Origin of the sequence: Mycobacterium sp. (assembly GCF_044223235.1) — a bacterium.
In the GTDB taxonomy this organism is placed as follows: Bacteria; Actinomycetota; Actinomycetes; order Mycobacteriales; family Mycobacteriaceae; genus Mycobacterium.
The window spans coordinates 403,172-428,106 of record NZ_JBGAME010000002.1 but is presented as its reverse complement, the minus strand read 5'-3'; the positions used below and the strand labels follow the sequence as shown (position 1 = coordinate 428,106).

The 24,935-nt window shown below is 68.7% G+C and carries 17 protein-coding genes and 1 tRNA gene; 12 read left to right on the top strand and 6 right to left on the bottom strand.

Features of this window, described 5'->3' with window-relative positions:
- Positions 1 to 3 precede the first annotated feature (3 nt).
- The 5 genes from alc (at position 4) to lpdA (ending at position 8,412) form a co-directional block, all read left to right on the top strand.
- Positions 4 to 1,041, top strand: a complete 1,038-nt coding sequence (gene alc, locus ADBZ6K_RS05080; RefSeq protein WP_526344747.1) for an allantoicase — start codon at positions 4 to 6, stop codon at positions 1,039 to 1,041.
- A 229-nt stretch (positions 1,042 to 1,270) separates the two neighbouring features.
- Complete coding sequence (locus ADBZ6K_RS05075) at positions 1,271 to 2,434, top strand: NAD(P)-dependent malic enzyme (protein ID WP_526344746.1); 1,164 nt, start codon at positions 1,271 to 1,273, stop codon at positions 2,432 to 2,434.
- 186 nt (positions 2,435 to 2,620) lie between these two features.
- The gene (gene aceE, locus ADBZ6K_RS05070; RefSeq protein ID WP_526344745.1) at positions 2,621 to 5,299 is read left to right on the top strand and encodes a pyruvate dehydrogenase (acetyl-transferring), homodimeric type; all 2,679 of its coding nucleotides are present in this window, start codon (positions 2,621 to 2,623) and stop codon (positions 5,297 to 5,299) included.
- Between the two features lie 34 nt (positions 5,300 to 5,333).
- A complete protein-coding gene (locus ADBZ6K_RS05065; RefSeq protein WP_526344744.1) occupies positions 5,334 to 6,608 on the top strand; it encodes a 2-oxo acid dehydrogenase subunit E2 in 1,275 nt (424 codons plus the stop codon).
- A gap of 46 nt (positions 6,609 to 6,654) precedes the next feature.
- The gene (gene lpdA, locus ADBZ6K_RS05060; RefSeq protein WP_526344743.1) at positions 6,655 to 8,412 is read left to right on the top strand and encodes a dihydrolipoyl dehydrogenase; all 1,758 of its coding nucleotides are present in this window, start codon (positions 6,655 to 6,657) and stop codon (positions 8,410 to 8,412) included.
- A gap of 179 nt (positions 8,413 to 8,591) precedes the next feature.
- Here the strand turns inward: lpdA and lhgD are convergent, their stop codons facing one another.
- Positions 8,592 to 9,788 (bottom strand): L-2-hydroxyglutarate dehydrogenase, encoded by a 1,197-nt coding sequence (gene lhgD / locus ADBZ6K_RS05055; RefSeq protein ID WP_526344742.1) that lies wholly within the window; start codon positions 9,786 to 9,788, stop codon positions 8,592 to 8,594.
- Between the two features lie 180 nt (positions 9,789 to 9,968).
- On the opposite strand from lhgD, the gene ADBZ6K_RS05050 reads away from it, so the two are divergent.
- Positions 9,969 to 11,108, top strand: coding sequence for a serine hydrolase domain-containing protein (locus ADBZ6K_RS05050; RefSeq protein WP_526344741.1), 1,140 nt, complete (start codon positions 9,969 to 9,971; stop codon positions 11,106 to 11,108).
- On the opposite strand, the gene ADBZ6K_RS05045 is transcribed toward ADBZ6K_RS05050, so the two are convergent.
- Together ADBZ6K_RS05045 and ADBZ6K_RS05040 are read right to left on the bottom strand one after the other, a co-directional pair.
- Positions 11,105 to 11,500 (bottom strand): hypothetical protein, encoded by a 396-nt coding sequence (locus ADBZ6K_RS05045; protein WP_526344893.1) that lies wholly within the window; start codon positions 11,498 to 11,500, stop codon positions 11,105 to 11,107. The two genes, ADBZ6K_RS05050 and ADBZ6K_RS05045, sit on opposite strands and share 4 nt — an antisense overlap.
- A 56-nt stretch (positions 11,501 to 11,556) precedes the next feature.
- Positions 11,557 to 12,552: a TerC family protein gene (locus ADBZ6K_RS05040; protein ID WP_526344740.1), complete on the bottom strand. Its 996-nt coding sequence runs from the start codon at positions 12,550 to 12,552 to the stop codon at positions 11,557 to 11,559.
- Between the two features lie 299 nt (positions 12,553 to 12,851).
- Here ADBZ6K_RS05040 and ADBZ6K_RS05035 point away from each other — a divergent pair, with 299 nt between their 5' ends.
- From ADBZ6K_RS05035 to ADBZ6K_RS05015, 5 genes are all read left to right on the top strand, one after another.
- Positions 12,852 to 16,790: a Pls/PosA family non-ribosomal peptide synthetase gene (locus ADBZ6K_RS05035; protein ID WP_526344892.1), complete on the top strand. Its 3,939-nt coding sequence runs from the start codon at positions 12,852 to 12,854 to the stop codon at positions 16,788 to 16,790.
- A gap of 92 nt (positions 16,791 to 16,882) precedes the next feature.
- On the top strand, positions 16,883 to 18,196 hold the full coding sequence (locus ADBZ6K_RS05030) for a M1 family metallopeptidase (RefSeq protein ID WP_526344891.1): 1,314 nt from the start codon (positions 16,883 to 16,885) through the stop codon (positions 18,194 to 18,196).
- Positions 18,193 to 19,590 (top strand): hypothetical protein, encoded by a 1,398-nt coding sequence (locus ADBZ6K_RS05025; RefSeq protein ID WP_526344739.1) that lies wholly within the window; start codon positions 18,193 to 18,195, stop codon positions 19,588 to 19,590. The genes ADBZ6K_RS05030 and ADBZ6K_RS05025 overlap by 4 nt, the downstream gene beginning before the upstream one ends.
- Positions 19,591 to 19,602: 12 nt before the next feature.
- Positions 19,603 to 20,316, top strand: a complete 714-nt coding sequence (gene ppgS, locus ADBZ6K_RS05020) for a polyprenyl-phospho-N-acetylgalactosaminyl synthase PpgS (RefSeq protein WP_526344738.1) — start codon at positions 19,603 to 19,605, stop codon at positions 20,314 to 20,316.
- A complete protein-coding gene (locus ADBZ6K_RS05015) occupies positions 20,313 to 20,663 on the top strand; it encodes a DUF2304 domain-containing protein (protein WP_526344737.1) in 351 nt (116 codons plus the stop codon). The genes ppgS and ADBZ6K_RS05015 overlap by 4 nt, the downstream gene beginning before the upstream one ends.
- Here ADBZ6K_RS05015 and ADBZ6K_RS05010 read toward each other — a convergent pair.
- Positions 20,594 to 21,580 (bottom strand): NAD-dependent epimerase/dehydratase family protein, encoded by a 987-nt coding sequence (locus ADBZ6K_RS05010; RefSeq protein ID WP_526344736.1) that lies wholly within the window; start codon positions 21,578 to 21,580, stop codon positions 20,594 to 20,596. The two genes, ADBZ6K_RS05015 and ADBZ6K_RS05010, sit on opposite strands and share 70 nt — an antisense overlap.
- A gap of 80 nt (positions 21,581 to 21,660) precedes the next feature.
- On the opposite strand from ADBZ6K_RS05010, the gene ADBZ6K_RS05005 reads away from it, so the two are divergent.
- Positions 21,661 to 23,427 (top strand): hypothetical protein, encoded by a 1,767-nt coding sequence (locus ADBZ6K_RS05005; protein WP_526344890.1) that lies wholly within the window; start codon positions 21,661 to 21,663, stop codon positions 23,425 to 23,427.
- 148 nt (positions 23,428 to 23,575) lie between these two features.
- Here the strand turns inward: ADBZ6K_RS05005 and ADBZ6K_RS05000 are convergent.
- Both ADBZ6K_RS05000 and ADBZ6K_RS04995 read right to left on the bottom strand, forming a co-directional pair.
- Positions 23,576 to 23,651, bottom strand: a tRNA-Thr gene (locus ADBZ6K_RS05000).
- Between the two features lie 61 nt (positions 23,652 to 23,712).
- Positions 23,713 to 24,930: a DNA polymerase III subunit delta' gene (locus tag ADBZ6K_RS04995; protein WP_526344735.1), complete on the bottom strand. Its 1,218-nt coding sequence runs from the start codon at positions 24,928 to 24,930 to the stop codon at positions 23,713 to 23,715.
- Positions 24,931 to 24,935 lie beyond the last annotated feature (5 nt).

Below are 24,935 nucleotides of genomic sequence, written 5' to 3'. Positions count from 1 at the left end.
GGAGTGAACACCCCGCCAACTGGACCCGCGACGCACTCACACTTCCTGGCGCTGCCCGATCTGGCATCCCGCTCTGCCGGCGGAGCGGTGCTGTGGGCCAATGACGACCTGTTCGCCGAGAAGGAAAACCTGATCACCCCGGCCGCCGCGGAGTTCCGGCCCGCGACGTTCGGCCACAAGGGCCAGGTCTATGACGGGTGGGAGACCCGGCGGCGGCGTGGCAGCACCGCCGATTCCCATGATTCGGCGATCGTCCGGCTTGGCGTGCCGTGCCTCATCCGCGGCGTGGTGGTCGACACCGCGTGGTTCACCGGTAACTACCCCCCGCAGGTGTCGATCGAGGCCGCGTACGTTCCGGGCTACCCGTCCGTCGGCGAATTGGTCGACAAAGCCGACTGGACGACGATCGTCGAGCGGGTGAACGTCAACGGCGACACCCGAAATCCCTTCAAGGTCACCTCCTCCCGGCGCTGGACCCACGTCCGGCTGTCGATCTACCCCGACGGCGGGGTGGCGCGGCTACGGGTGCACGGCGAAGGTCAGCTCAATCCGCGGTTCGCCGAGGACATGACGCTGGATGTGGCCGCGCTGGAGAACGGCGGTCGAATCACGGCGTGCTCCAACATGTTCTACAGCTCGCCGAACAACCTGCTGCTGCCGGGTGCGGCGCGCACGATGGGTGAGGGCTGGGAGACTTCGCGGCGGCGCGATGCCGGAAACGACTGGGTGCAGGTCCATCTCGCCAGCGAGAGCGTGCTCAACGCGGTCGAACTGGACACGTCGTACTTCGTCGGCAATGCCCCCGGTTCCGCGCGTCTGAGCGGGCGCAACGGCACCGAACCGTGGTTCGAGGTGCTGCCCACCACCGAACTGCAGCCAGACACCCGGCACCGGTTCCTCGTCGACGACGACCGCCCGCTCACCGATGCCCGGCTCGATATCTACCCCGACGGCGGCATGGCGAGACTTCGCCTGTTCGGCCGCTTGACCCCCGAGGGACTCCAGCGGGTGCGCGACAGCTGGGATTCCAGCGGTCGATAGCCGTTCTCTCACCGGGATGCAGCGTGTAGCTCGGCGACCAGTCGGGGCGTGAACGAAATTTACGCAAACGTGACGTGGTGTACCGCCTACGCCACCATCAGTCACGTGATCGGCCTCACTTCGCGCAGTTTCCTCGGAGCAGAACACTCCATACTCCAGCCGAATGCTGCGCGGCCGAGGCTCTCGCCGAAGTTCGATCCGTCCCGACCACCCCCCTGGAGCGCAAACGATGACCGAAGCAACCGCACCGCAACGCACCGACCCCACGCACGAGGAGATCTTTGCCGGCCATCTCGGTGGCAAGCTGTCGGTCGAGTTGGCCGCACCGCTGGACACCCAGCGCGACCTGTCTATCGCTTACACGCCGGGAGTCGCCGAGGTGAGCCGCGCGATCGCCGCGGACGAAACACTCACCAAGCGCTACACCTGGACCGACCGCCTGGTCGTGGTGGTCAGCGACGGGTCGGCGGTGCTCGGCTTGGGCGACATCGGGCCGCGAGCGTCGTTGCCGGTGATGGAAGGCAAATCGGCACTGTTCAAGAAGTTCGCCGGGCTCAACTCGATCCCGATCGTGCTGGACACCAAGGATCCCGATGAGATCGTCGAGACGCTGATCCGGCTGCGGCCCAGCTTCGGCGCGGTCAATCTCGAAGACATTTCGGCACCGCGGTGTTTCGACATCGAGCGTCGCGTGATCGAGGCGCTGGACTGCCCGGTCATGCATGACGACCAGCACGGCACCGCGATCGTGGTGCTGGCCGCGCTCAAGGGTGCCGCCCGGGTTCTCGGCCGCTCGGTCGAGCCGTTGAAGGTGGTCATTTCCGGCGCAGGCGCGGCCGGTGTCGCGTGCGCGAACATCCTGCTCGCCGCCGGTGTGTCCGACGTGGTGGTGCTGGACTCCAAGGGCATCATCGGCCACACCCGCACCGACCTGAACGACGTCAAGACCGAGTTGGCGGGGCGGACCAACCCACGCGGGCTGGCCGGCGGGGCAGCCGAGGCGCTCGCGGGTGCCGACGTCTTCGTTGGACTGTCGGCGGGCAAGGTGCCCGAGGAACTGATCGCTGCGATGGCGCCGGAGGCGATCGTCTTCGCGCTGTCCAACCCCGATCCTGAGATCGATCCCGACGTTGCGCACCGCTACGCCGCGATCGTGGCGACCGGGCGCAGCGACTACCCGAACCAGATCAACAACGTGCTCGCCTTTCCGGGCGTGTTCAAGGGCGCGCTCGACGCCGGTGCCCGCCGAATCACCGAGCGGATGAAGATCGCCGCGGCCGACGCGATCCTCTCCGTGGTGGCCGACGAGCTGGCCGTCGACAAGATCGTGCCCAGTCCGCTCGACCCGCGAGTAGCGACCGCGGTCGCCGAGGCCGTCGCCGCGAGCGTCTAGCCGGCCGTAGTCCGCGCGAATCGCCAGTTCCCGCGTTGCGCCAATCGACGGTAGCGTGCCGAACACAACCGTCCCGGCGATTCGCCCCCAGCAATCAGTAAGTTCAGACAGAATCTCCCACCAACTGAGCACGCCAGAAATTGAGTCCGCTGGAACCGGACCGCCTGAAAGAGGAGACGAACCCCAATGCGCAATGACACAGATCCGGTCGAGACCTCCGAATGGCGGGAGGCGTTTGAATCGGTAATCAAGTTCGACGGGGCGGAGCGCGCGGAGTTTCTGCTCGAGGAACTGGACGGCGAGGCCCGGCGCAACGGGGTGCCGGTGCCGTACTCGGCGAATACGCCGTATCTGAACACAATCCCGCCACATGCACAGCCGACGCATCCCGGTGACGCGGCGATCGAACAGCGGATACGGTCGCTCGTCCGGTGGAACGCGGTGGCGACGGTGCTGCGTGCCAACAAGGAATCGTCCGAGCTGGGCGGACACATCGCCAGCTTCCAATCCGCGGCGACGCTGTACGACACCGGATTCAACCACTTCTGGCACGCCCCGACCGAGGGCCACGGCGGCGACCTGATCTTCGTGCAGGGCCACTGCGCGCCCGGTGTCTACGCGCGTTCCTTCCTGGAGGGGCGGCTGACCGAGGAGCAGATGCTCGGGTTCCGCCAGGAGGTCGACGGCGGCCTGTCGTCCTATCCGCACCCGTGGCTGATGCCGGAGTATTGGCAGTTCCCCACGGTGTCGATGGGGCTGGGTCCGCTGATGGCGATCTACCAGGCGCGGTTCCTGAAGTATCTGGCCAACCGGGACCTGGCCGACACCGCGAATCGGCATGTGTGGGCGTTCCTCGGCGACGGCGAGATGGACGAGCCCGAATCGTTGGGTGCGATCTCGTTGGCCGGCCGGGAGAAGCTGGACAACCTGATTTTCGTGGTGAACTGCAACCTGCAGCGCCTCGACGGCCCGGTACGGGGCAACGGGAAGATCATCCAGGAGCTGGAGGGCGTCTTCCGTGGCGCCGGCTGGAACGTGGTCAAGGTGATTTGGGGCTCGGGCTGGGATCCGCTGATCGCCGCGGATAAGTCCGGACTGCTGCTCAAGCGCATGGAGGAGTGCGTCGACGGCGAGTACCAGGACTTCAAGTCGAAGAACGGTGCCTATGTGCGCAAGCACTTCTTCGGCAAGTACCCCGAGTTGCTCGACCTGGTCGCGGACATGTCCGACGACGAGATCTGGGCGCTGAGCCGCGGTGGCCACGATCCGGCCAAGGTGTACGCGGCGTACAAGTCGGCGGTGGACAACGTCGGCTCACCCACCGTCATCCTGGCCAAAACGGTCAAGGGCTACGGCATGGGTGAGGCCGGTGAGGGCCAGAACATCACCCACCAGCAGAAGAAGATGGGTGAGGATGTGCTCCGCGCATTCCGCGACCGGTTCTCCATCGCCCTGGCCGACGACAAGATCGCCGAGGTGCCATTCCTCAAGCTGCCCGCGGACGGACCCGAGGAACGCTACCTGCGGGAGCGCCGGACCGCGCTCGGCGGGGCGCTTCCGGTGCGGCGGCAGCGCTCGGCAGATCTGGCGGTCCCGGACCTCTCGGCCTTCGCGGCACAACTCAAGCCGACCGGCGACCGCGAGATATCGACCACGATGGCGTTCGTCCGGATCCTGACGACCCTGTTGCGGGACAAGGTGATCGGCAAGCACGTGGTGCCCATCGTTCCCGACGAGTCGCGCACGTTCGGCATGGAGGGCCTGTTCCGGCAGTTCGGGATCTTCTCCCAGGTCGGGCAGCTGTACCAGCCCGAGGACGCCAACCAGCTGATGTATTACAAGGAGGACCGTTCCGGTCAGATGCTGCAGGAGGGCATCAACGAGGCCGGCGCGATGTCGTCCTGGATCGCCGCGGCGACCAGCTACAGCGTGTCCGACACCCCGATGATCCCGTTCTACATCTACTACTCGATGTTCGGGTTCCAGCGCATCGGGGACCTGGCCTGGGCGGCAGGGGACTCGCGGGCCCGCGGCTTCCTGATCGGCGGCACCGCCGGCCGTACCACGCTCAACGGCGAGGGGCTGCAACACGAGGACGGCCACTCGCACCTGATGTCGGCGACCATCCCGAACTGCGTCTCCTACGACCCGACCTTCGCGCATGAGGTCGCGGTGATCGTGCAAGACGGTCTGCGCCGCATGTACGCCGAGCAGGAGGATGTCTACTACTACCTGACTGTGATGAACGAGAACTACCAGCATCCCGGCATGCCGGAGGGGCGGGAGGACGAGGTTCGCGAGGGCATCATCCGCGGCATGTACCTGCTACGCGAGGGCCCCGCCGCCGCGAAGAACGCGAAGAAGAAGCCCCGGGTGCAGCTGCTGGGCTCCGGCACCATCCTGCGCGAGGTGCTCGCGGCCGCCGAGCTGCTGGAACAGGACTTCGGCGTGACCGCCGACGTGTGGAGCGTGCCCAGCTTCACCGAACTGCGCCGCGACGGCATCGACGTCGAGCGCTGGAACATGCTGCACCCGGGACAGGAAGAACGGCTCAGCTTCGTCCAGCAGTGCCTGGCCGGACGCCCGGACGGGCCGGTCGTCGCCGCGACCGACTACATGCGGTCGTTCGCCGACCAGATCCGGCCGTACGTGGACCGCCGGTTCCGGGTGCTCGGCACCGACGGCTTCGGACGCTCGGATTACCGGCGAAATCTGCGCAGGCACTTCGAGGTCGACCGGCACTACGTCGTGCTTGCCGCGTTGACCGAGCTGGCCGCCGAGGGCGCCGTTCCGGCCTCGGCCGCGGCGGACGCCATCGCCCGATACGACATCGACACCGACAAGACCGCACCCGCGCGCGCCTGAGCATTCGGGCCCGATCAGGAAAGAGACGACCGACATGACAGCTCCTACCGAGGTCAAGGTTCCCGACATCGGCGACTTCGGCGTTGTGCCCATCATCGAGGTACACGTCAGCGCCGGCGATCAGGTCAACGCCGAGGACCCGCTGGTCACCCTCGAATCCGACAAAGCCACCATGGACATACCCTCTCCCGTCGCCGGCTCGGTGGCCGAGGTGCTGGTCAGGGTCGGCGACGAGGTCAGCGAGGGCAGCCGCATCCTGCTGCTCACTCCCGGCGACGGCGCGATGAGCGCCCCGCCGTCACTGGTGGAACAGCAAGAACCCGCCCCCGCGCGCTCGGCCCCAGCGCCCGCTCCGGCGGCGGCCCCGGCACCGGCACTGGCGGCGGCGGGTGGACTCGACACCCCCGCCGGGGTGCACGCCGGACCCTCGGTCCGGCGCACCGCCCGGGAACTGGGCGTGGACCTGTCCGCGGTCACCCCGACCGGGCCCAAGGGCCGCATCACCAAGGACGACCTGCTGAAGTTCCTGAAGGGCCCGGCCCAACCCGCCGCCACGGCGAGCGGCGCTGGGATCCCGGAGATCCCCGCGCAGGACTTCTCCAAGTTCGGGCCCGTCGACACCGCGCCCCTGCCGCGGATCAAGAAAGTCTCCGGCCCCTTCCTGCACCGCTCCTGGCTGAACGTCCCCCACGTCACGCATAACGACGAAGCCGACATCACCGACCTCGACCGCTACCGCAAAGAACTCGATTCCGCCGCGAAGAGCGACGCCGACCCCTACCGGGTCACCCTGCTCGCCTTCCTCATCAAGGCCTGCGTCGCCGCCCTGAAAAAGTTCCCCGAGGTCAACTCCTCCCTGTCCCCGGAGAAGGACGCCCTCATCCTCAAGCAGTACTACAACATCGGCGTCGCGGTGGACACGCCCGGCGGCCTCGTCGTCCCGGTGGTGACGGACGCCGACCGCAAGGGCATCGTGGACCTTTCCCGCGAGCTGATGTCCATCTCGGCCAAGGCCCGTGACGGCAATCTCGGGCCATCGGACATGGCCGGTGGCACGTTCACCATCTCCAGCCTCGGCGGTATCGGCGGCACCAGCTTCACCCCCATCGTCAACGCACCCGAAGTCGCCATCCTGGGCGTGGTCCGCTCCAAGGTGAGCCCCGTCTGGAACGGCACCGAGTTCATCCCACGAAACATGCTGCCTCTGTCCCTGTCCTACGACCACCGCGTCATCGACGGTGCGCTGGCCGCCCGATTCGCCCGGCACCTGTGCTACCTGCTCGAAGACGACCGGCGGCTGCTGCTGTGATCGTCATCGTTGGCGGCCAACCACTTCCACGATCAGGAGCAACTCGATGAGCGCGCAGGAGATCAACGTCCCAGACATCGGCGACTTCTCGAACGTCCCGGTGATCGAGATCCACGTAGCGGTCGGTGACACCGTCGCGGCCGAGGAGCCGTTGGTCACGCTGGAATCGGACAAGGCCACGCTCGATATCCCGGCCCCGGTGGCCGGGACGGTGACCGAGCTGCGAGTCGCGGTGGGCGACGACGTGTCCGCAGGCAGCGTGATCATGGTGATCGACGCCGACGCCGGCCCCGCCGCCGCCGCGGCAGCTTCGGCCACGGCACCCAGCCAGCAGGTGGCCGCGGCTATGGCGGCGCCGGTCGCCGCCGCGACCGGTGAACGCGGCGACCAGCATGCCGAGGTGCTCGTGCTCGGCGCCGGGCCGGGCGGCTACACCGCGGCGTTTCGGGCCGCCGACCTCGGCAAGAGGGTCGTGATGATCGACAGCCGCGGACCGCTCGGCGGAGTGTGCCTGAACGTGGGCTGCATCCCGTCCAAGGCGCTGCTGCATGCGGCCAAAGTGATCGCGGAGACCAAGGAGATGTCCGGTCACGGGCTGACCTTCGCGGCGCCGACCGTCGACCTGGACGCGCTGCGGGACTGGAAACAGAACGTGGTCAACCGGCTCACCGGTGGGCTGTCCGGGCTGGCAAAACAGCGCAAGGTCACCACCGTGGTCGGCACCGGCAGGTTCATCTCGCCGAACCTCGTCGAGGTCACCGCCGATGACGGGTCGACCAGCACGATCAGCTTCGAGCAGGCCATCATCGCGGCCGGCTCCGAGCCGGTCAAGCTGCCGTTCGTCCCCCACGACGATCCCCGGGTGATCGACTCCACCGGCGCGCTCGAACTCGACGGGGTCCCGGAGCGGCTGCTCATCCTCGGTGGCGGAATCATCGGCCTGGAGATGGCCACCGTCTACCACGAACTGGGCTCGAAGGTGAGCGTGGTGGAGTTGCTCGACCAGCTCATCCCCGGCGCGGATGCCGACCTGGTCAAGCCGCTCACCCGGTGGCTGTCCAAGCGCTACCAGGACATCTGGGTGAAGACCAAGGTGACCAGCGTGGAGGCCGGAAAGGACGGGCTGACCGTTCACTTCGAGGGCGGCAAGGCCCCCGAGTCGGCCGTGTTCGACAAGGTGCTGGTCGCGGTCGGGCGCAGACCCAACGGCAAACTGATCGGTGCCGAGGCCGCGGGTGTCCACGTCGACGAGCGCGGCTTCATTCCGGTGGACAAGCAGCAGCGCACCAACGTGGGACACATCTTCGCCATCGGCGACGTGGTGGGCCAACCGATGCTCGCGCACAAGGCCACCCATGAGGGCAAGGTCGCCGCCGAAGTCACCGCAGGGCACAACAGCTACTTCGACGCCACCGTCATCCCCTCGGTGGCCTACACCGACCCCGAGGTCGCCTGGGTCGGCGTCACCGAGAACGAGGCGAAGGCCGCCGGCATCAAGTATGGGACGGCCAACTTCCCGTGGGCCGCCAGCGGCCGCTCGCTGTCGCTGGGCCGCGACGAAGGCGTGACCAAGGTGATCTTCGACGAGAGTACGGACCGGCTGATCGGCTGCGGGATAGTCGGGCCGAATGCGGGAGACCTCATCGCCGAGGCCACGCTGGCTATCGAGCTGGGCGCGGACGCCGCCGACATCGGACTGACCATCCATCCGCACCCCACCCTCTCGGAAACCGTGGCGATGGCCGCCGAAGCCTTCGAGGGCACCATCACCGACCTCTACATGCCCAAGAAGGCGTCGAAATGACCCACGGCGAAGCAGACGCGACGCCACGACGCCGGCGTTCGTCGAACGGGCGGCCGCCGGCGCCGGTAACTGCCCGATATCCGTAGCACGTCACGTTCGCGGTCACCTTCGGGCCGTCACCGGCCCGGAGGACCGACCGGATCTGCGATTGCAACCGGCTGACAGCCCACCACGGGGATTCAATCGAGCTGGGTGACCGCCGCGGCGATGTGGGCGCCGATCGGCAGCGCTGCGGTGGCCGCTGGCGACGGCGAATTCAGCACGTGCACCATCCGATCCGTCTTCTCGATGACGAAGTCGTGCACGAGGGTCCCATCCCTGCGCACCGCCTGGGCCCGAATGCCCGCCGGGTACGGCAGCAGATCCGCCTTCGTCAATGCGGGCGCGTACTTGCGGCACTCGGTCAGGTAGCTCCCCTTGAACATGGAATTGCGAATCTCCCTGAGCCCCAGGCCGACATTGGACCGGGCGACGCGCCACAACCCGGGAAATGCGGCCATCCGCGCCACATCCCGCGGGCTGACCGACATCTTGGGATAACCCTCGCGTGCCAGACCCAGGATGGCGCTCGGCCCAACGGTGATGTCGCCGTTGATCGTCGGGCTCAGATGGACCCCGAGGAACGGCAGCTCCGGATCGGGGACGGGATAGATCAAACACCGCACGAATCCCGCCCTGCTCGTGGGGAGCTTGAAGTACTCACCCCGGAACGGGACGATCTGCACGTCGGGCCGCAGACCCGCCATCTCCGCCAGCCGGTCGGATTGCAGGCCACCGCAGACGATCAGCCGATCGCACGTTAACGTCTGTCCCGCAGCGGATACCACCACTCGGTCGGACATTTCGGCGATACCGGTGACCCTGGTGTTCAGCCGCAGCTCACCCCGGTCACCAGACATCAGCTCCGCCAGCGTCGTCGAGATCGTGCGGTAGTCGACGATGCCGGTCCTCGGCAGGTGCAGCGCTCCGACACCGGTCACATTGGGTTCCAGCGCGGTCAATTCGTCGCGGTCCAGCCGACGGCACTCGATGCCGTTGACCGCGGCGCGCTGCTCGAGGGCGTCCATCCGGGACAACTCCAGCTGGTTGGTTGCAACGATGAGCTTTCCGCACTCCTCGAAGGCGATGCCGTGTTCTCGGCAGAACTCCTTGGTGGCCTGTTCGCCCGCCTTGGACAGTCGCGCCTTGAGGCTGCCGGGCTCGTAGTAGATCCCGGAATGGATCACACCGCTGTTGTGACCGGTTTGGTGGCCGGCGACGGCCCCCTCCGCCTCCAGCACCACCACCGTGGCGTCCGGCTCGTTCGACAACAGGTGATAAGCCGTCGACAGGCCGACGATTCCGGCGCCGACCACGCAATAACGAAACTGCCTCAACGAAGCGCACTCCTCATCGTGGGAATCATCGTGGGGAATCATCGTGGGATATCGGAGACCTACCGGGGGCCTACGGTACGTACATACCAGCGGAGGAGAACCCGTGTCTGTCGCCAACGATCCTGCCTGTCCTCACCGTGTCCTGCAGGTGGTACCGGTGACACCCGTTCCGCACTCCCGATGAGTCTCGTGCACGGTCACTGTGACCCGCGGTTCGCCGACGTCGCCGCCGCACTGGCCGACGAGGTCGACAGCGGCGCCGAACTCGGCGCCTCGATCGCCGTCGACATCGACGGCGATCTGGTGGTGGACATCTGGGCCGGTCACGCCGACGCGGCGCGGACGGTCGAGTGGTCGCAGAACACCATCGTCAATTTCTGGTCCTGCACCAAGACGCTGACCGCACTGGCCGCCCTGATGGTGGTCGATCGCGGGCTGCTCGACCCGTTCGCGCCGGTGGCCGAATACTGGCCCGAATTCGCCGCCAACGGGAAGCATCGGATCCAGGTGCGTCATCTCCTCGCGCACACATCGGGCGTGTCGGGCTGGGAACCTCCGTTCACGCTGGAGGACATCTACGACTGGGAGAAGTCCACCGCCCACCTGGCGCGGCAGGCGCCTTGGTGGCCGCCCGGCTCGGCGTCGGGCTACCACGCCGTCAACTACGGTCACCTGGTCGGCGAACTGCTCCGCCGGGTCACCGGCATCACCCTCAAAGATTTCGTGCACCGCGAGATCGCCGAACCGGTGCACGCCGATGTCCAGATCGGCGCCCGCGCGGGCGACGAGCACCGCATCGCCGAGTTGATCCCACCGCCTGCTCTAATACCCCGTGCGCCTGCTCGAACACCCCGTGACGCCCGGCCCGAGGATCACCTCCGGCGCAGGACCTTCGCCGCCGTCCCGCCCGACGCGGCGTCGGTCGCGGTGGCGCACAGCGCCGCGTGGCGGGGTGCAGACATCGGTGCGAGCAACGGCCACGGCAATGCACGATCACTGGTCCGTGCCCTGTCACCGATCTCGCGGGGCGGCTCGGTCAACGGCGTGCGGTTGCTGAGCCAGGACACGATCGACCTGATCTTCCGGGAGCAGTCCAACGGGGTCGACCTGGTGCTGGGTGCGCCGGTGCGCTTCGGCATCGGCTTCGCCCTGACCGAAGGCCGCGGCTGCTTCTGGGGCGGCTGGGGCGGTTCGCTCATCGCGATGTATCCGCGGCGCCGCACCACATTCGCCTACGTGATGAACAAGATGGGGGACGGCACGCTCGGGAACAGGCGCACCGCGCGGTACGCCCAGCTGGTCCGGGAGGCCGCCCGCTAAGACGCCCGGGCCCGACCCCTCAGCGCCAGGTGGTCGAGGACGTCGCGGGCTAGGTTCTGCAGGGTCTGCGGTTCCTGACGCGGTGACGCCGCGATCAGCGTCACCCCGTCGGCGACACCCGCCGACACGATGTCGCCGACCAACCCGGCCAGCCCGTCCACCGTGCCCGCGTAGTGCACCGTCCCCGAGGTGTCCACCGCGGCGAGCGCGGAGCGGAAGTCGGCCGCGACCGCGACGACGATGTCGAGAATGACCGACACGTCGTCGCGACCCGCCCGGACCTGTGCCCGCTTGCGTCGCGCCTGCTGCAGATCGCGGGCCGCCACGCGCACCGCCTGCCGGTCGCCGGACGTCAGCTCCTGCCATGCGGCGGCGTCGACGAACACCCGCACGCCACCTCGTTGACCATCGACCACGCATCCGACGCTACGGACGCGCGGCGCCGAGGTCAGTGGTTGCGCTCAGCCGGAGCAGAATCGCCGGAGCTGGACATCCTGGTCTTGACCAGGCTGGCGATCATCGTGATGAACAGCGTCAGGATGATCACGCCGAGGCTCCACAGCGTCGGGATCTCGGGTACGTGCACACCCTCGCCGCCGTTGATGAACGGAAGCTCGTTCTCGTGCAGCGCGTGCAGGATCAGCTTCACGCCGATGAAGAACAGGATGAACGCCAGGCCCTGCGACAGGTACACCAGCCGGTCCAGCAGGTCGCCGAGCAGGAAGTACAGCTGGCGCAGGCCCATCAGGGCGAACACGTTGGCGGTGAACACCAGGTAGGGCTCGCGGGTCAGGCCGTAGATCGCCGGAATCGAGTCAAGCGCGAACAGCAGGTCGGTGGTGCCAAGGGCGACGATGACGAGGAACATCGGCGTCATCACGCGCTTGCCGTTCTCGTTCATCCACAGCTTCAGGCCATCCCACTTGTCGGTGAACTGGAAGTGGGTCCGCGCGAATTTGACGATCTTGTTCTCGGCGTCGTCGTCGTGGTCGGTGTCCTTGACCAGCTTGGCCGCGGTGTACACCAGGAACGCGCCGAAGATGTAGAAGATCCACGAGAAGTTCTCGATCGCCACCGCACCGAGCGCGATGAAGATGCCGCGGAAGATCAGGGCCAGGATGATTCCGACGAGCAGCGCCTGCTGCTGGTACATCTTGGGCACCTTGAAGCTGGCCATGATGATGATGAAGATGAACAGGTTGTCGATCGAGAGGCTGTACTCGGTCAGCCAACCTGCGAAGAACTCCAACCCGTACTGGCGGTCGTGGAAGTTCCACACCCAGATGCCGAAGGCGATGGCGAGCCCGACATAGACGGAAAGGTAGATCGCGCATTCCCGCATCGTCGGCTCGTGCGCTCGTCGCCCGATCACGACGACGTCGAATAACAGGACCGCGATCGTCACACCGAGGGTGATGCCCCACTCCAGTGCGGTCACATTCATGTACTAAGCCTCCGGTCGTCAAAAAAACGCCGGAGGTCTCTTCCACTGAAGTGCACTGCGGCGCGTCAGCCCGCAGCACCGATCGTCCGATGGGCGGACAGATGTGATGACGACACCGCGGCGAAGGAATACTCCCCTCCGGAGACAAGTGTGCATTATGAAGCGCCCTTTGCGAAATCGTGACCTTCGCCACACCCGCCCAACGGCTGGCTGCGCGGGGTCGGCGCAATCGGATCACACGCCGTTCGGAGATGGTTGCGCGCCGCGCCCCACCACGGCGGGCGGCTTAGTAGCTTGTACTGGTGACAGCCTCGGTGTCTGGGCCTGGAATTCCCGCTCAGTACGTGCTCTCGCCGTTCGCCCCTGAGCCGCGCACCCTCATCGACGTCCTCTACGAGACGGCGGGGCGCTACCCCGACGCCCCCGCCCTTGACGACGGAACGGTGCAACTCACCTACGCCGAACTCATCGCCGATATCGAGGACAGCGTCGGGTGGCTGGCCGCCCGGGGCGTCGGTCGCGGCGACCGGATCGGCATCCGGATGCCGTCCGGCAGTTATGCGCTCTACGTGGCGATCCTGTCGACGCTGGCGGCGGGTGCGGCGTACGTGCCGGTGGACGCCGACGACCCCGAGGAGCGCGCCCGGCTGGTGTTCGGGGAGGCGCAGGTGGTCGCCGTAATCACCGAGCAGGGTCTGGTTCGCGGCCCAGGGACGTCGCGCGGCTGGCGCGCGGCGGCCCCGCTCAGCCGCGACGACGCGTGGATCATCTTCACGTCCGGGTCGACGGGGACCCCGAAGGGCGTCGCCGTGTCGCACCGCAACGCCGCCGCGTTCGTCGACGCCGAAGCGCAAAAGTTTCTCCAGGGCAATCCGCTGGGACCCGGCGATCGGGTGCTGGCCGGCCTGTCCGTGGCGTTCGACGCGTCCTGCGAAGAGATGTGGCTGGCCTGGCGGCACGGCGCCTGCCTGGTCCCGGCCCCGCGATCGCTGGTGCGCAGCGGCATGGACCTCGGGCCGTGGCTGGTGTCGCGGGACATCACCGTGGTGTCGACGGTGCCGACCCTGGCCGCGCTGTGGCCGGCTGAGGCGCTCGAGGCGGTGCGGCTGCTGATCTTCGGCGGCGAGGCCTGCCCGCCCGAGCTCGCCGAGCGGCTGGCCTCCGGAGAGGACGGCGCGCTGCGGGAGGTGTGGAACACCTACGGCCCCACCGAGGCCACCGTGGTCGCGTGCCTGGCCAAGCTCGATGGAAAGAGCCCGGTGAGCATCGGGCTGCCCCTGCCGGGATGGGACCTCGCGGTGATCGGCAAGGACGGCCAACCGGTCGCGATGGGAGAGACGGGCGAGCTCGTCATCGGCGGCGTCGGCCTGGCCCGCTACCTCGACCCGGACAAGGACGCCGAGAAGTACGCCGCCATGCCGACTCTGGCCTGGTCGCGTGCCTACCGCAGCGGCGACCTGGTGCGGCTGGAACCGGAGGGTCTGTATTTCGTCGGCCGCGCCGACGACCAGGTCAAGGTGGGCGGGCGCCGCATCGAGCTGGGTGAGGTGGATTCCGCCCTCGTGCATCTGCCCGGGGTGAGCGGCGGCGCGGCGGCGGTGCGGCGCACGGCCAGCGGCACCCCGCTGCTCGTCGGCTATATCGCAAGCGCCGATCCGGCGTTCGACCTGGCGAGGGCGCGGGTCGCGTTGTCCGAATCGCTGCCCGCAGCGCTGGTGCCGCGACTGGTCCTCGTCGACGAGCTGCCGACCCGGACGTCGGGCAAGGTCGATCGCGACGCGCTGCCGTGGCCGCCCCCCGGCGAGTCCGACGAGGACGCCTCGCCTGACCTCGGCGGCACCATGGGCTGGCTGGCGACACTGTGGCGCAACGTGCTGGCCGCCCCGATCGACGGCCCCGAGGCGGATTTCTTCGCACTGGGCGGCGGCTCGCTGTCGGCGGCGCAGCTGGTGGCGGCGCTGCGTCAGCGCTACCCGCAGGTGACCGTTGCCGACCTCTACGACCATCCGCGCCTCGGCTCACTGGCCGGGTACCTCGATGAACTGGCACCGCCGCCCGCCGTCGAAACCCGGGTGGTGCGGCCGACACCGTTTGCGACCCAGGCCCTGCAGGCGGCGCTGTCGCTGCCGCTGGCCACCCTGACGGGTCTGCAGTGGGTCGTCTGGCTGGCCGGGCTCAACAACGTCGCGGCGGCGTTTGGCCTCGTCCCGTGGGCGGCGACGTTGAGTTGGTGGTGGGTCGCGGCCGGGTTCGTGCTGTTCATCTCGCCGCTGGGCAGGATGGCCATCGCGGTGCTGTTCGCCCGCATGCTGCTGACGGGCCTGGAGCCTGGCACCTATCGCCGCGGCGGCCCCGAACACCTGCGGGTGTGGGTGGCCGAACGCCTCGCCGAGGCCAGCGGTGCGGAGAACCTGGCCGGTGCGCCGTGGATGGTGTACTACGCGCGGGCGCTCGGCAACACCGTCGGCAAGGGCGTCGACCTGCACTCGGCTCCCCCGGTGACCGGGATGCTCAAACTCGGCCACCGCTGCTCCATCGAGCCGGAGGTCGATCTCTCCGGACACTGGATCGACGGCGACCACTTCCACGTCGGCGCGATCACCGTCGGCAACGACGCGACGATCGGCGCCAGAACCACCTTGTTGCCCGGTGCCGTGATCGGCAAGGACGCCGACGTCGCGCCGGGCTCGGCGGTGGTCGGCAAGGTGAAGAACGGCCAGTTCTGGAAGGGCTCGCCCGCGGTCAAGTCCGGCAAGGCCCGTCACCCCTGGCCGGACTACCGGCCGCCTCGGGCGCCGCTGTGGGTCGGCGTGTACGGCGTGACGTCGATGGTTCTAGGCGCCGTCCCGCTGGCCGCCCTCGGGGTGGGTCTGGCGGTGCTCGCATGGGCGATCCGGGACACGGCCACACCGCGTGACGCCATCCTGCCCGCGCTGGCCTGGATCCCGGCGGCCACCCTTGCCGCCCTGCTGTCCTACGCCGCCATGACGGTGGTCGGGGTGCGGTTGCTGTCGTTGTGGGTACGTGAGGGCTACCACCCCGTGCGCAGCCGCATCGGATGGCAACTGTGGGCCACCGAACGCCTGATGGACGCCGCCCGCAACTACCTGTTCCCGCTGTACGCCAGCCTGCTCACGCCGTGGTGGCTGCGGATTCTCGGCGCCAAGGTCGGGCGCGGCACCGAGATATCGACCGCCCTGTTCACCCCGAAGTTCACCGTCGTCCAGGACGGCGCGTTCCTAGCCGACGACACCATGGTGGCTTCCTACGAGCTCGGCGGTGGCTGGATCCACGTGGCCAAGGCCACCATCGGTAAACGCGCCTTCCTCGGCAATTCCGGCATCACCCAACCGGGGCGCAAGGTGCCCGACGACGGTTTGGTGGCCGTGCTGTCGGCGACGCCCCACAAGGCCAAGGCCGGGTCGTCGTGGCTGGGCAGTCCACCGGTACGGCTGCGCCGCCAGCCCACCGCCGCCGACGTACTGAGGACCTTCCACCCGTCGATGCGGCTCAAGGCCATGCGCGGCGCGGTCGAAACCTGCCGACTGATCCCGGTGGTCGTGACGTTCTCAATCGGGGTGGCGGTGCTGGCCGCCCTGCAGGCCCTCGCGCTGTCATTCGGTTATCTGTGGGCGGTGGTGGCCAGCGGTGTGGTGCTGCTTGTTGCGGGCGCGGTCGCGGGCACCGTTGCCGTCGTCGCCAAGTGGGTCGTGGTGGGACGCATCCGGGCGGTGGAGCATCCGCTGTGGTCCTCGTTCGTATGGCGCAACGAGGTGTCCGACACGTTCGTCGAGACGGTGGCGGCGCCCTGGTTCGCGCGTGCGGCCAGTGGCACCCCGGTGATGAACGTCTGGCTGCGGGCGCTCGGCGCGTCGATCGGATCCGGTGTTTGGTGCGAGACCTATTGGTTGCCCGAAGCGGATCTGGTCACCCTGGCCAAGGGCGCCACCGTGAACCGCGGCTGCGTGGTGCAGACGCACCTGTTCCATGACCGCATCATGCGGCTGGATACCGTGGTGCTCGAGGAGGGATCCACTCTGGGCACCCACTGCGTGGCGCTGCCCGCGGCCCGGTTGGGAGCCGGAGCGACCGTGGGTCCTGGGTCGCTGGTCATGCGCGGCGACGAGGTCCCCCCGTCGACGCGCTGGCAGGGCAACCCCATCGCGCCGTGGAACGTCTTCCGCAAGAAGGATTCCGAGCGACCCCCCGGCAAGGCCGCCAAGGAATCCGCCGCGTGACGAGGTCGAAGAAGTCGTCACCGGCCAAGGCGGGCGACCGGGGCAGGCGCCCCGGTCAGGAGGCGGGTAAGCAGCGGGCTGGCCAGGGATCTGTGCCACCCGTGATCGACCCCTATCTGCCTGCCAACGGCAACTTCGGCTACCGGGTGTCACGCTACGAACTCGACCTGGAGTACAAGGTCTCCATCAACCGGCTCTCGGGGACGGTGATCGTCACGGCCGTGACGCTGGCCGAGCTACGCACCTTCACGCTGGACCTGTCCCCGGCGCTGGCGGTGTCGAAGGTGTCGGTCAATGGCCGGCGCCCGTCACATTTCGGCTGTTCGGGCGGCAAGCTGCACATCACGCTGTCGTCCCCGCTGCCCGCGGGTGCGGCGATGTCGATCACGGTCCGCTACAGCGGCGCTCCCCGGCCCATCGAAACGTACTGGGGTGAGGTCGGTTTCGAGGAGCTTTCGAACGGCGCCCTGGTGGCCGGCCAGCCGAACGGCGCCGCATCCTGGTTCCCCTGCGACGACCATCCCAGCTCGAAGGCCAGCTACCGCATCCAGATCAGCACCGACAGCCCGTACCGGGCGGTCGCCAACGGCCACCTGCTGTCGCGGCGGGTGCGTGCCGCGCAGACGGTGTGGACGTACGAGCTGGCCGAACCGACGTCGACGTACCTGATCACGCTGCAGATCGGCATGTACGAGCCGATCAGGTTACCCAAGGCGCCCGTGCAGATGTATGCGGCGTTGCCCGAGCGGTTGCGCCGCAACTTCGAGCACGATTTCGGCAGGCAGCCGCAGATGATGAAGCTATTCGTGAAGCTGTTCGGACCGTATCCGCTGTCGACGGGGTACACGGTGGTGGTGACCGACGATGACCTGGAGATACCCCTCGAGGCGCAGGGCATCTCGATCTTCGGCGCCAACCATTGCGACGGCAAACGCAGCGCGGAACGGCTGATCGCCCACGAGCTGGCCCATCAGTGGTTCGGCAACTCGGTCACCGCCCGGCGCTGGCGCGACATCTGGCTGCACGAGGGCTTCGCCTGCTACGCGGAATGGCTGTGGTCGGAGCATTCCGGCGGCCGGTCGGCCCACGAGCTCGCGCGCTATTACCATCAGCGGCTGGCGGGTCTGCCGCAGGATCTGCTGCTGGCGGATCCTGGACCGCGCGACATGTTCGACGACCGGGTGTACAAGCGGGGGGCGCTGACCCTGCACGCGCTGCGCAGTCGCATCGGCGACAAGCGCTTCTTCGCGCTGCTGCAGGATTGGACGACGCGTCACCGGCACGGCACGGTTTTCACCGACGACTTCACGGGGCTGGCGGCCGGGTACACCAACGATTCGCTGCGTCGGCTGTGGCAGACATGGCTATTCTCGACGGCCCTGCCCCCGCTGGATTCGGGGACGTGACCGACGCGGCTGCGCCGCTGGACCCGCTTGGTGCGGGCGGGGCCGGACCTGCCGCCCGCGGCGGGGCTGGACCTGCCGCCCGCGGCGGGGCTGGACCTGCCGCCCGCGGCGGGGCTGGACCTGCCGCCCGCGGCAGTGTCGCCCGGGTCGGAGTTGCCACCGCGGTCACCGCGGTCTGCGGATATGCGGTGCTGTACTTGGCGGCGCGCGACCTCGAGCCGGCCGGCTTCTCGGTGTTCGGCGTGTTCTGGGGTGCCTTCGGGCTGGTGACGGGCGCGGCCAACGGCCTGCTTCAGGAGGCGACGCGAGAGGTGCGGTCGACGCCCTACCACGTCGAGACCGGAGCCGCCCCGGCGGCGACATCAGAGCCCGGAGCCGCCCCGGCGGCGACATCAGAGCCCGCGGCGCGCACACACCCGATGCGGGTCGCCGCCGTCGTCGGTCTGGCCGCCGCCGCCTCGATCGCGCTCACCTCCCCTCTGTGGTCGCCGCACGTGTTCGCCGAATCGCGGCCGCTGAGCGTGGCGCTGCTGAGCGCCGGGCTGGCCGGCTTCTGCCTGCACGCCACGCTGCTGGGGATGCTGGCCGGGGTGAACCGCTGGACGCAGTACGGCTCGCTGATGGTGACCGACGCCGGAATCCGGGTGGCCGTCGCCGTCGCCACCTTCGTGCTGGGCTGGGGCTTGGTCGGGTTCCTGTGGGCCACCGTCGCAGGCTCGCTGGCCTGGCTGATCCTGGTGGTCGTGTCGCCTGCGGCGCGCTCGGCGGCACGCCTGATGACGCCGGGAAGCACCGCGACGTTTCTGCGCGGGGCGTCGCATTCGATCGCCGCCGCGAGTGCCAGCGCGATCCTGGTGATGGGGTTTCCCGTGCTGCTCAAGGCGACGTCGGGTGATCTTGGCTCGGCGGGAGGGGTGGTCATCCTCGCCGTCACGTTGACCCGCGCACCCCTGATGGTGCCGCTGACCGCGATGCAGGGCAACCTGATCGCGCACTTCGTCGACCAGCGCAGTGGGCGGTTACGGGCGCTGGTCGCGCCTGCGGCGATCGTGGCGGGGATCGGCCTGCTCGGTGTGGTGGCCGCGGGCACGCTGGGGCCGTGGCTGCTGCGGACCGCCTTCGGCGCGGACTATCGAGCCGACGGCGCCCTGCTCGCGTGGCTCACGGTGGCCGCGTTGGCCATCGCCCTGCTGACGCTGACCGGCGCTGCGACGGTGGCGGCGGCCCTCCACCGCGCGTACTCGGCGGGCTGGGTGGGCGCCACCGTCGCGGCGGTGCTGTTACTGCTGTTGCCGATGGATCTGGAAACCCGCACGGTGGTCGCGCTGCTGTGCGGACCGCTGGTCGGAATCGCCGTCCACCTGGCCGCGCTTGCCAGCTCATCGGGTGGTTGAGCGTGTACTTTGATGCGCATCGACACCGGAGACACCCGCTACCACGACGTCTGGATCGTCATACCCGCCTTCAACGAGGCGGGTGTCATCGGCGATATCGTGGCCGATGCTCGGACCGTCTTCAGCCATGTCGTCTGTGTGGATGACGGCAGCCGCGACGAAACCGGCGACGTGGCGCTCGCCGCAGGCGCGCACGTCGTGACCCACCCGGTGAATCTGGGCCAGGGTGCGGCGATCCAGACCGGTGTCGAGTACGCGCGCGGGCAGCCGGGGGCGCGGGTGTTCGCCACCTTCGACGCCGATGGCCAGCATCAGGTCAAGGACCTCGTCCGGATGATCGACCGGCTCATCGCCGAGGACGTCGACCTGGTCATCGGCACCCGGTTCGCCGACCCGGGGATCGTCAATCACGCGCCCTTGCCGAAGCGGCTGGTGCTGCGCTCGGCGGCCCGGCTGAGCCGCCGCAGCCGCAAACTGGGGCTGACCGACGCCCACAACGGGTTGCGCGTCTTCAACAAGAGGGTCGCCGACGGGCTCGACATCACCATGAGCGGGATGAGCCATGCCAGCGAGTTCATCGCGCTGGCGTGCGACAACCGGTGGCGGGTTACCGAGGAGCCCGTGGAGATCCTTTATACCGAGTATTCGAAGTCGAAGGGCCAGCCGTTGTTGAACGGGGTGAACATCGCCTTCGACGGCCTGTTGCGGGGGAGGTTGGCGCGGTGAACGGGATACAGCCGCTGCTGATCGGATCGGTGCTGGTGCTGCTGGTCTACCTGCTGCGGTCGCGCTCCAGCGCGCGAACCAAGGCCTGGGTGAAGGTCGGTTACGTCCTATTCGTCGTCGCCGGGATCTACGCGATCCTGTGGCCCGACGACACCACCGTCGTCGCGAACTGGGTCGGCGTCGATCGCGGGACCGACCTGCTCGAGTATGTGCTCATCATCGCCTTCGCGTTCACCACCCTCAGCACCTACATGCGGTTCAAGGAACTCGAGCTGCGCTACGCCCGACTGGCGCGCGCCGTCGCGCTGGACAGCGCCCGCGAGCCCGCGCCGGAGTCCCTGAAGTAGGCCACCGTTCGGTTGACCCCGTCGTGCAGCGACATCGTCGGCCGCCAACCCAGCATCCGTCCGGCACTGGCGGAATCCAGGCACGACCGCTTGAGGTCACCGAGGCGGGCCGGAAGGAATTCCGGCTGGTCGGGGGCGCCTGCGGCCGCCGCGACGGCGCTGTGAAGCCTGCGCACCGACGTTTCCACCCCGGTGCCGACGTTGAACCGCCGCCCTCCCCCGCCCTCGCCGGACGCCTTGACGAACGCGTCGACGACATCGTCGACGAACACGTAGTCGCGGGTGTCGGCGCCGTCGCCGTAGATTCTGGTCGGCCGGCCCGCCAACAGCGCCGTGGCGAAGATCGCCACCACACCCGCCTCGCCGTGCGGATCCTGGCGGGGGCCATACACGTTGGCCGGCGCGATATGCGAACACTCCAGGCCGTAGAGGTTGCGGAAGGCGTTGAGGTAAATCTCGCCCGCCACCTTGCTCGCGGCGTATGGGGACACCGGATCGGGGGAGATGTCCTCACTGGTCGGGTAGACCGGGGGTATTCCGTAGATCGCTCCGCCCGACGAGGTGTGCACCACCTTGCGCACGCCCGCCCGGCGGGCCGCCTCGGCCAGGCGCACGGTGCCGACCACGTTGACCGTCGCATCGAAGGGCGGGTCGTCAACCGAACGCCGCACGGAGATCTGCGCGGCGAGGTGGAATACGACTTCGGGCCGGGCGTCGGCGAGCAGCCCGATCAGATCGGCGTCGACGATGTCGGCCTCGACGAATGCGAAGTGGGGGCTGCGCTGCGCCCGGCCCAGATTCTCACCGTGGCCGGAGCTCAGGTTGTCCACGCCGATGACCGCGTGGCCGTCGTCAAGGAGGCGGTCGACCAGCGCCGACCCGATGAATCCGGCCGCGCCCGTCACCACCGTCCGCATCCGGTCACGGTACCGACGCTCCCTGGAGTTTCCTGTGAACCGTACAGTCGGCAAGAGTGAACTGGGTTCGGCGGGCGGGAGTGAACCGTGTTGCCTGCGTCGCCGCGGCGCTCGTCGTGCTCCAGTTGCTGGTTCGCTCGGCACTCGCCTTCGGTGGCTACTTCTACTGGGACGATCTGATCCTGACCGGCCGGGCGGGAACCCAGAGCCTGCTCTCCGCCGGTTACCTGTTCGACGACCACGACGGGCACGTCATGCCGGCCGCGTTCCTGCTGGCGGGTGCGATCACCCGGGTTGCGCCGCTCGACTGGATCGGCCCCGCAGTGAGCCTGATCGTGCTGCAGCTGCTGGCGTCGCTGGCGCTCCTGCGGGCACTGCACGTGCTTCTCGGCTGGCGTCCCGTCCTGCTGGTGCCGTTGACGTTCGCGTTGTTCACCCCGCTCGCGGTGCCGGGTTTCGCGTGGTGGGCGGCGGCGCTGAACTCCCTGCCGATGCTGGCGGCACTGGCCTGGGTATGTGCCGACGCGCTGTTGCTGGTGCGCACCGGCAACAAGCGGTACGCGATCACCGGTGCCGCCGTGTACTTCGGGGGCCTGCTGTTCTTCGAGAAGGCGGCGGTCATCCCGTTCGTCGCTTTCGCCGTGGCGGTGCTGGTGAGCTACGTCGGGGGCGACGATTCCCCGGTGCGGGCGGTGCGGCAGCGCGGACAGCGCCTGTGGACGGCGTCGCTGGCGCTCACCGCCGCCTGGATCGTCGTCTACCTGGTCGTCGTCGACCAGCAGCGGTGGAGCTTCGACCTGGCGATGACCGGAGATCTGCTGGCCCGCTCGATCACTCACGGCATCGTGCCGGGTCTGGCCGGCGGCCCGTGGAGCTGGCAGCGGTGGGCGCCGTCATCACCGTGGGCCACCCCGCCGGTCACCGTGATGGTGCTCGGCTGGCTGGTGCTGATCGCCGTCGTCGCGGTGTCGGTGCTGCGTAAACGGCGGATCCTGCCGGTGTGGCTGGTGGCGGTCGGATACGCCGTCGCCTGCCAGGTCCCCATCTACCTCATGCGCTCCTCACGGTTCACCGCGCTGGAGTTGGCCCAAACGCTGCGCTACCTGCCCGACCTCGTCGTCGTGCTGGCGTTGCTGGCCGCGGTGGGCTTCTGCGCGCCGAACCGCGAAGGGACGCGGTGGCTGGACGCGTCGGCGGCGCGCACCTGTTTGGTGGTCGGTGCGGCGCTGGCGTTCGTCGCCAGCAGCCTGTACTCGACGGGCACGTTCCTGCGCGTGTGGCGGGACAGTCCGGTGCCGTCCTACCTGCACAATGTGCGGGCGGGGCTGGCCGCGGCGCATCGCGCGTCCGACGCCCCGCTGCTCGACCAGGAGGTCGACCCGCTGATACTGCAGCGGGTGGCGTGGCCGGAGAACCTGGCCAGCCACATGTTCGCCCTGCTGCGGGACCGCCCTGAGTTCGCAGGCGCGACCAGTGAGCTGCGGATGCTCGACAGCGCTGGACACCTGGTGGATGCCAAGGTCACCTGGGTGCGCACGATCGACCCTGGCCCCACGCAGCAGTGTGGTTACCTGGTTCAGCCGGACTTCCCGGTCCGGATGCCGCTGGACGGTCCCCTGCTTCCGGCGGACTGGACGGCCGAGATCAACTATCTGGCCAACACCGAGGGGTCGATGACCATGTCGCTGACGGAAGGGCCCGCGACGAAGGTGCCGGTACATCCCGGGCTGAACCGAGTCTTCGTCCGCCTGGCGGGCGCGGGGGACGCGATCACCGTGGACGCCACCACCACTGCGCTGTCGGTGTGCCTCGCGTCCGGACCGGTCGGGTTCCTCGCGCCCCGGTAGACCAAGCCGGGAGCAGGTTCCGAGTCTCGCCCGTCTTCGCCGAGAGGAACGTCAGGGCGGGATCCGGCGCCAAATCCCACCGTGGCGTTACCGTCGGCGATCAGCTGGCCCGAAGAAGCCGTCGGCGATCAGCCGGGCGCAGGGAATGTGGAGCCGCCTGGGGGAATCGAACCCCCGACCTATTCATTACGAGTGAATCGCTCTACCGACTGAGCTAAGGCGGCGCACCTCACCACCGGATGGCGGGCGGCACGAGTCTACGGCAGACGCGCCCGGCCGCCCAAGTCAGTCCCGCAGCGCCCCACCGACGGTGGCCACCATCGCGTCCACGGCGAACTTCGGCTTCACGTTCACCGCCAGCGCCTCACGGCACTCCAGCACCGCCTCGATGCAGCGCAGCAGCCGCTCCGGCGACGCGTGTGCGGCCAGCGCGGCGGCCCGCTCCGCCATGTCGGGGTGGTTGGCGGTGACGGCACCGGCACCCGACGCGAGCAGCAGCGCGTCGCGGAAATAGCTGGCCAGGTCGATGAGCGCCCGGTCGAGCGCATCACGCGACGCCCTGGTCTGGCGGGACTTCTGCCGCCGCTCGAGGTCCTTCATCGCCCCGGCGGCGCCCCGCAGGGTGCCCGCGGTGCCCTTTCCGGTGCCGCCGGCCCCGAGCGCGGTGCGCAGTTCGTCGGCCTCGGCCTCGTTGCGGCCCTCGGTCAGCGCCCTGGCCTCCGCCTCCGCGGTGGCCACGAGTTCCTCGGCGGCGGCGTAGGCCCGGGACGGAGTGGCCGCGTCACGGGCCAGGCTCAACGCCCGCTGGCGACGCTGCCGCGCCTCCTCATCGGTGGCCAGCCTGCGGGCACGCCCGACGTGCCCGCCGCTGACCGACGCCGCCCACCGGGCATCCTGCTCCGCCAGCCCGTCGGTGTCGCTGAGGACGTGCGCGATCGCCTCCACCGACGGGGTGACCAGGGCGACGTGCCGACACCGCGACCGTAGCGTGATCGAGATGTCCTCGGGATCCACCGACGGCGCGCACAACAGGAACACCGTCGACTGTGGCGGCTCTTCGACGACCTTCAGCAGCGCGTTGGCCGCCCCCTCGGTCAGCCGGTCGGCGTCCTCGATGAGCACGATCTGCCAGCGGCCCGTCCCCGGTCGCCTCGAGGCGATCTGCACGATGGCGCGCATATCGTCCACCCCGATCGACAGCCCCTCGGGGATGATCCGCCGCACGTCGGCGTGGGTGCCTGCCATCGTCGTACTACAGGCGCGGCAGTGCCCGCACCCGGGGATCCCGTCGGAGGTGCATTGCAGAGCGGCCGCGAAACACAGCGCCGCGATGGATCGCCCCGACCCCGGCGGCCCGGTGATCAGCCACGCGTGTGTCATGGACGACGGCGCCACGCCCGAAGGAACGGTGTGAATCGCATCACCGCGGGCCGCCATCGCGGCGGCGACGAGTTCCTCTTCCACCGCTCGCTGGCCCACCAGCCGACCGAAAACCCCGCTCATCACCG

Excerpts from the sequence above, each read along its gene's own strand:
- ADBZ6K_RS05075 (WP_526344746.1), top strand. The coding sequence starts at position 1,271 with ATGACCGAAGCAACCGCACCGCAACGCACCGACCCCACGCACGAGGAG.
- aceE (WP_526344745.1), top strand. The coding sequence starts at position 2,621 with ATGCGCAATGACACAGATCCGGTCGAGACCTCCGAATGGCGGGAGGCG.
- ADBZ6K_RS05065 (WP_526344744.1), top strand. The coding sequence starts at position 5,334 with ATGACAGCTCCTACCGAGGTCAAGGTTCCCGACATCGGCGACTTCGGC.
- lpdA (WP_526344743.1), top strand. The coding sequence starts at position 6,655 with ATGAGCGCGCAGGAGATCAACGTCCCAGACATCGGCGACTTCTCGAAC.
- ADBZ6K_RS05050 (WP_526344741.1), top strand. The coding sequence starts at position 9,969 with ATGAGTCTCGTGCACGGTCACTGTGACCCGCGGTTCGCCGACGTCGCC.
- ADBZ6K_RS05040 (WP_526344740.1), bottom strand. The coding sequence starts at position 12,552 with ATGAATGTGACCGCACTGGAGTGGGGCATCACCCTCGGTGTGACGATC.
- ppgS (WP_526344738.1), top strand. The coding sequence starts at position 19,603 with ATGCGCATCGACACCGGAGACACCCGCTACCACGACGTCTGGATCGTC.
- ADBZ6K_RS05010 (WP_526344736.1), bottom strand. The coding sequence starts at position 21,580 with ATGCGGACGGTGGTGACGGGCGCGGCCGGATTCATCGGGTCGGCGCTG.
- ADBZ6K_RS04995 (WP_526344735.1), bottom strand. The coding sequence starts at position 24,930 with ATGAGCGGGGTTTTCGGTCGGCTGGTGGGCCAGCGAGCGGTGGAAGAG.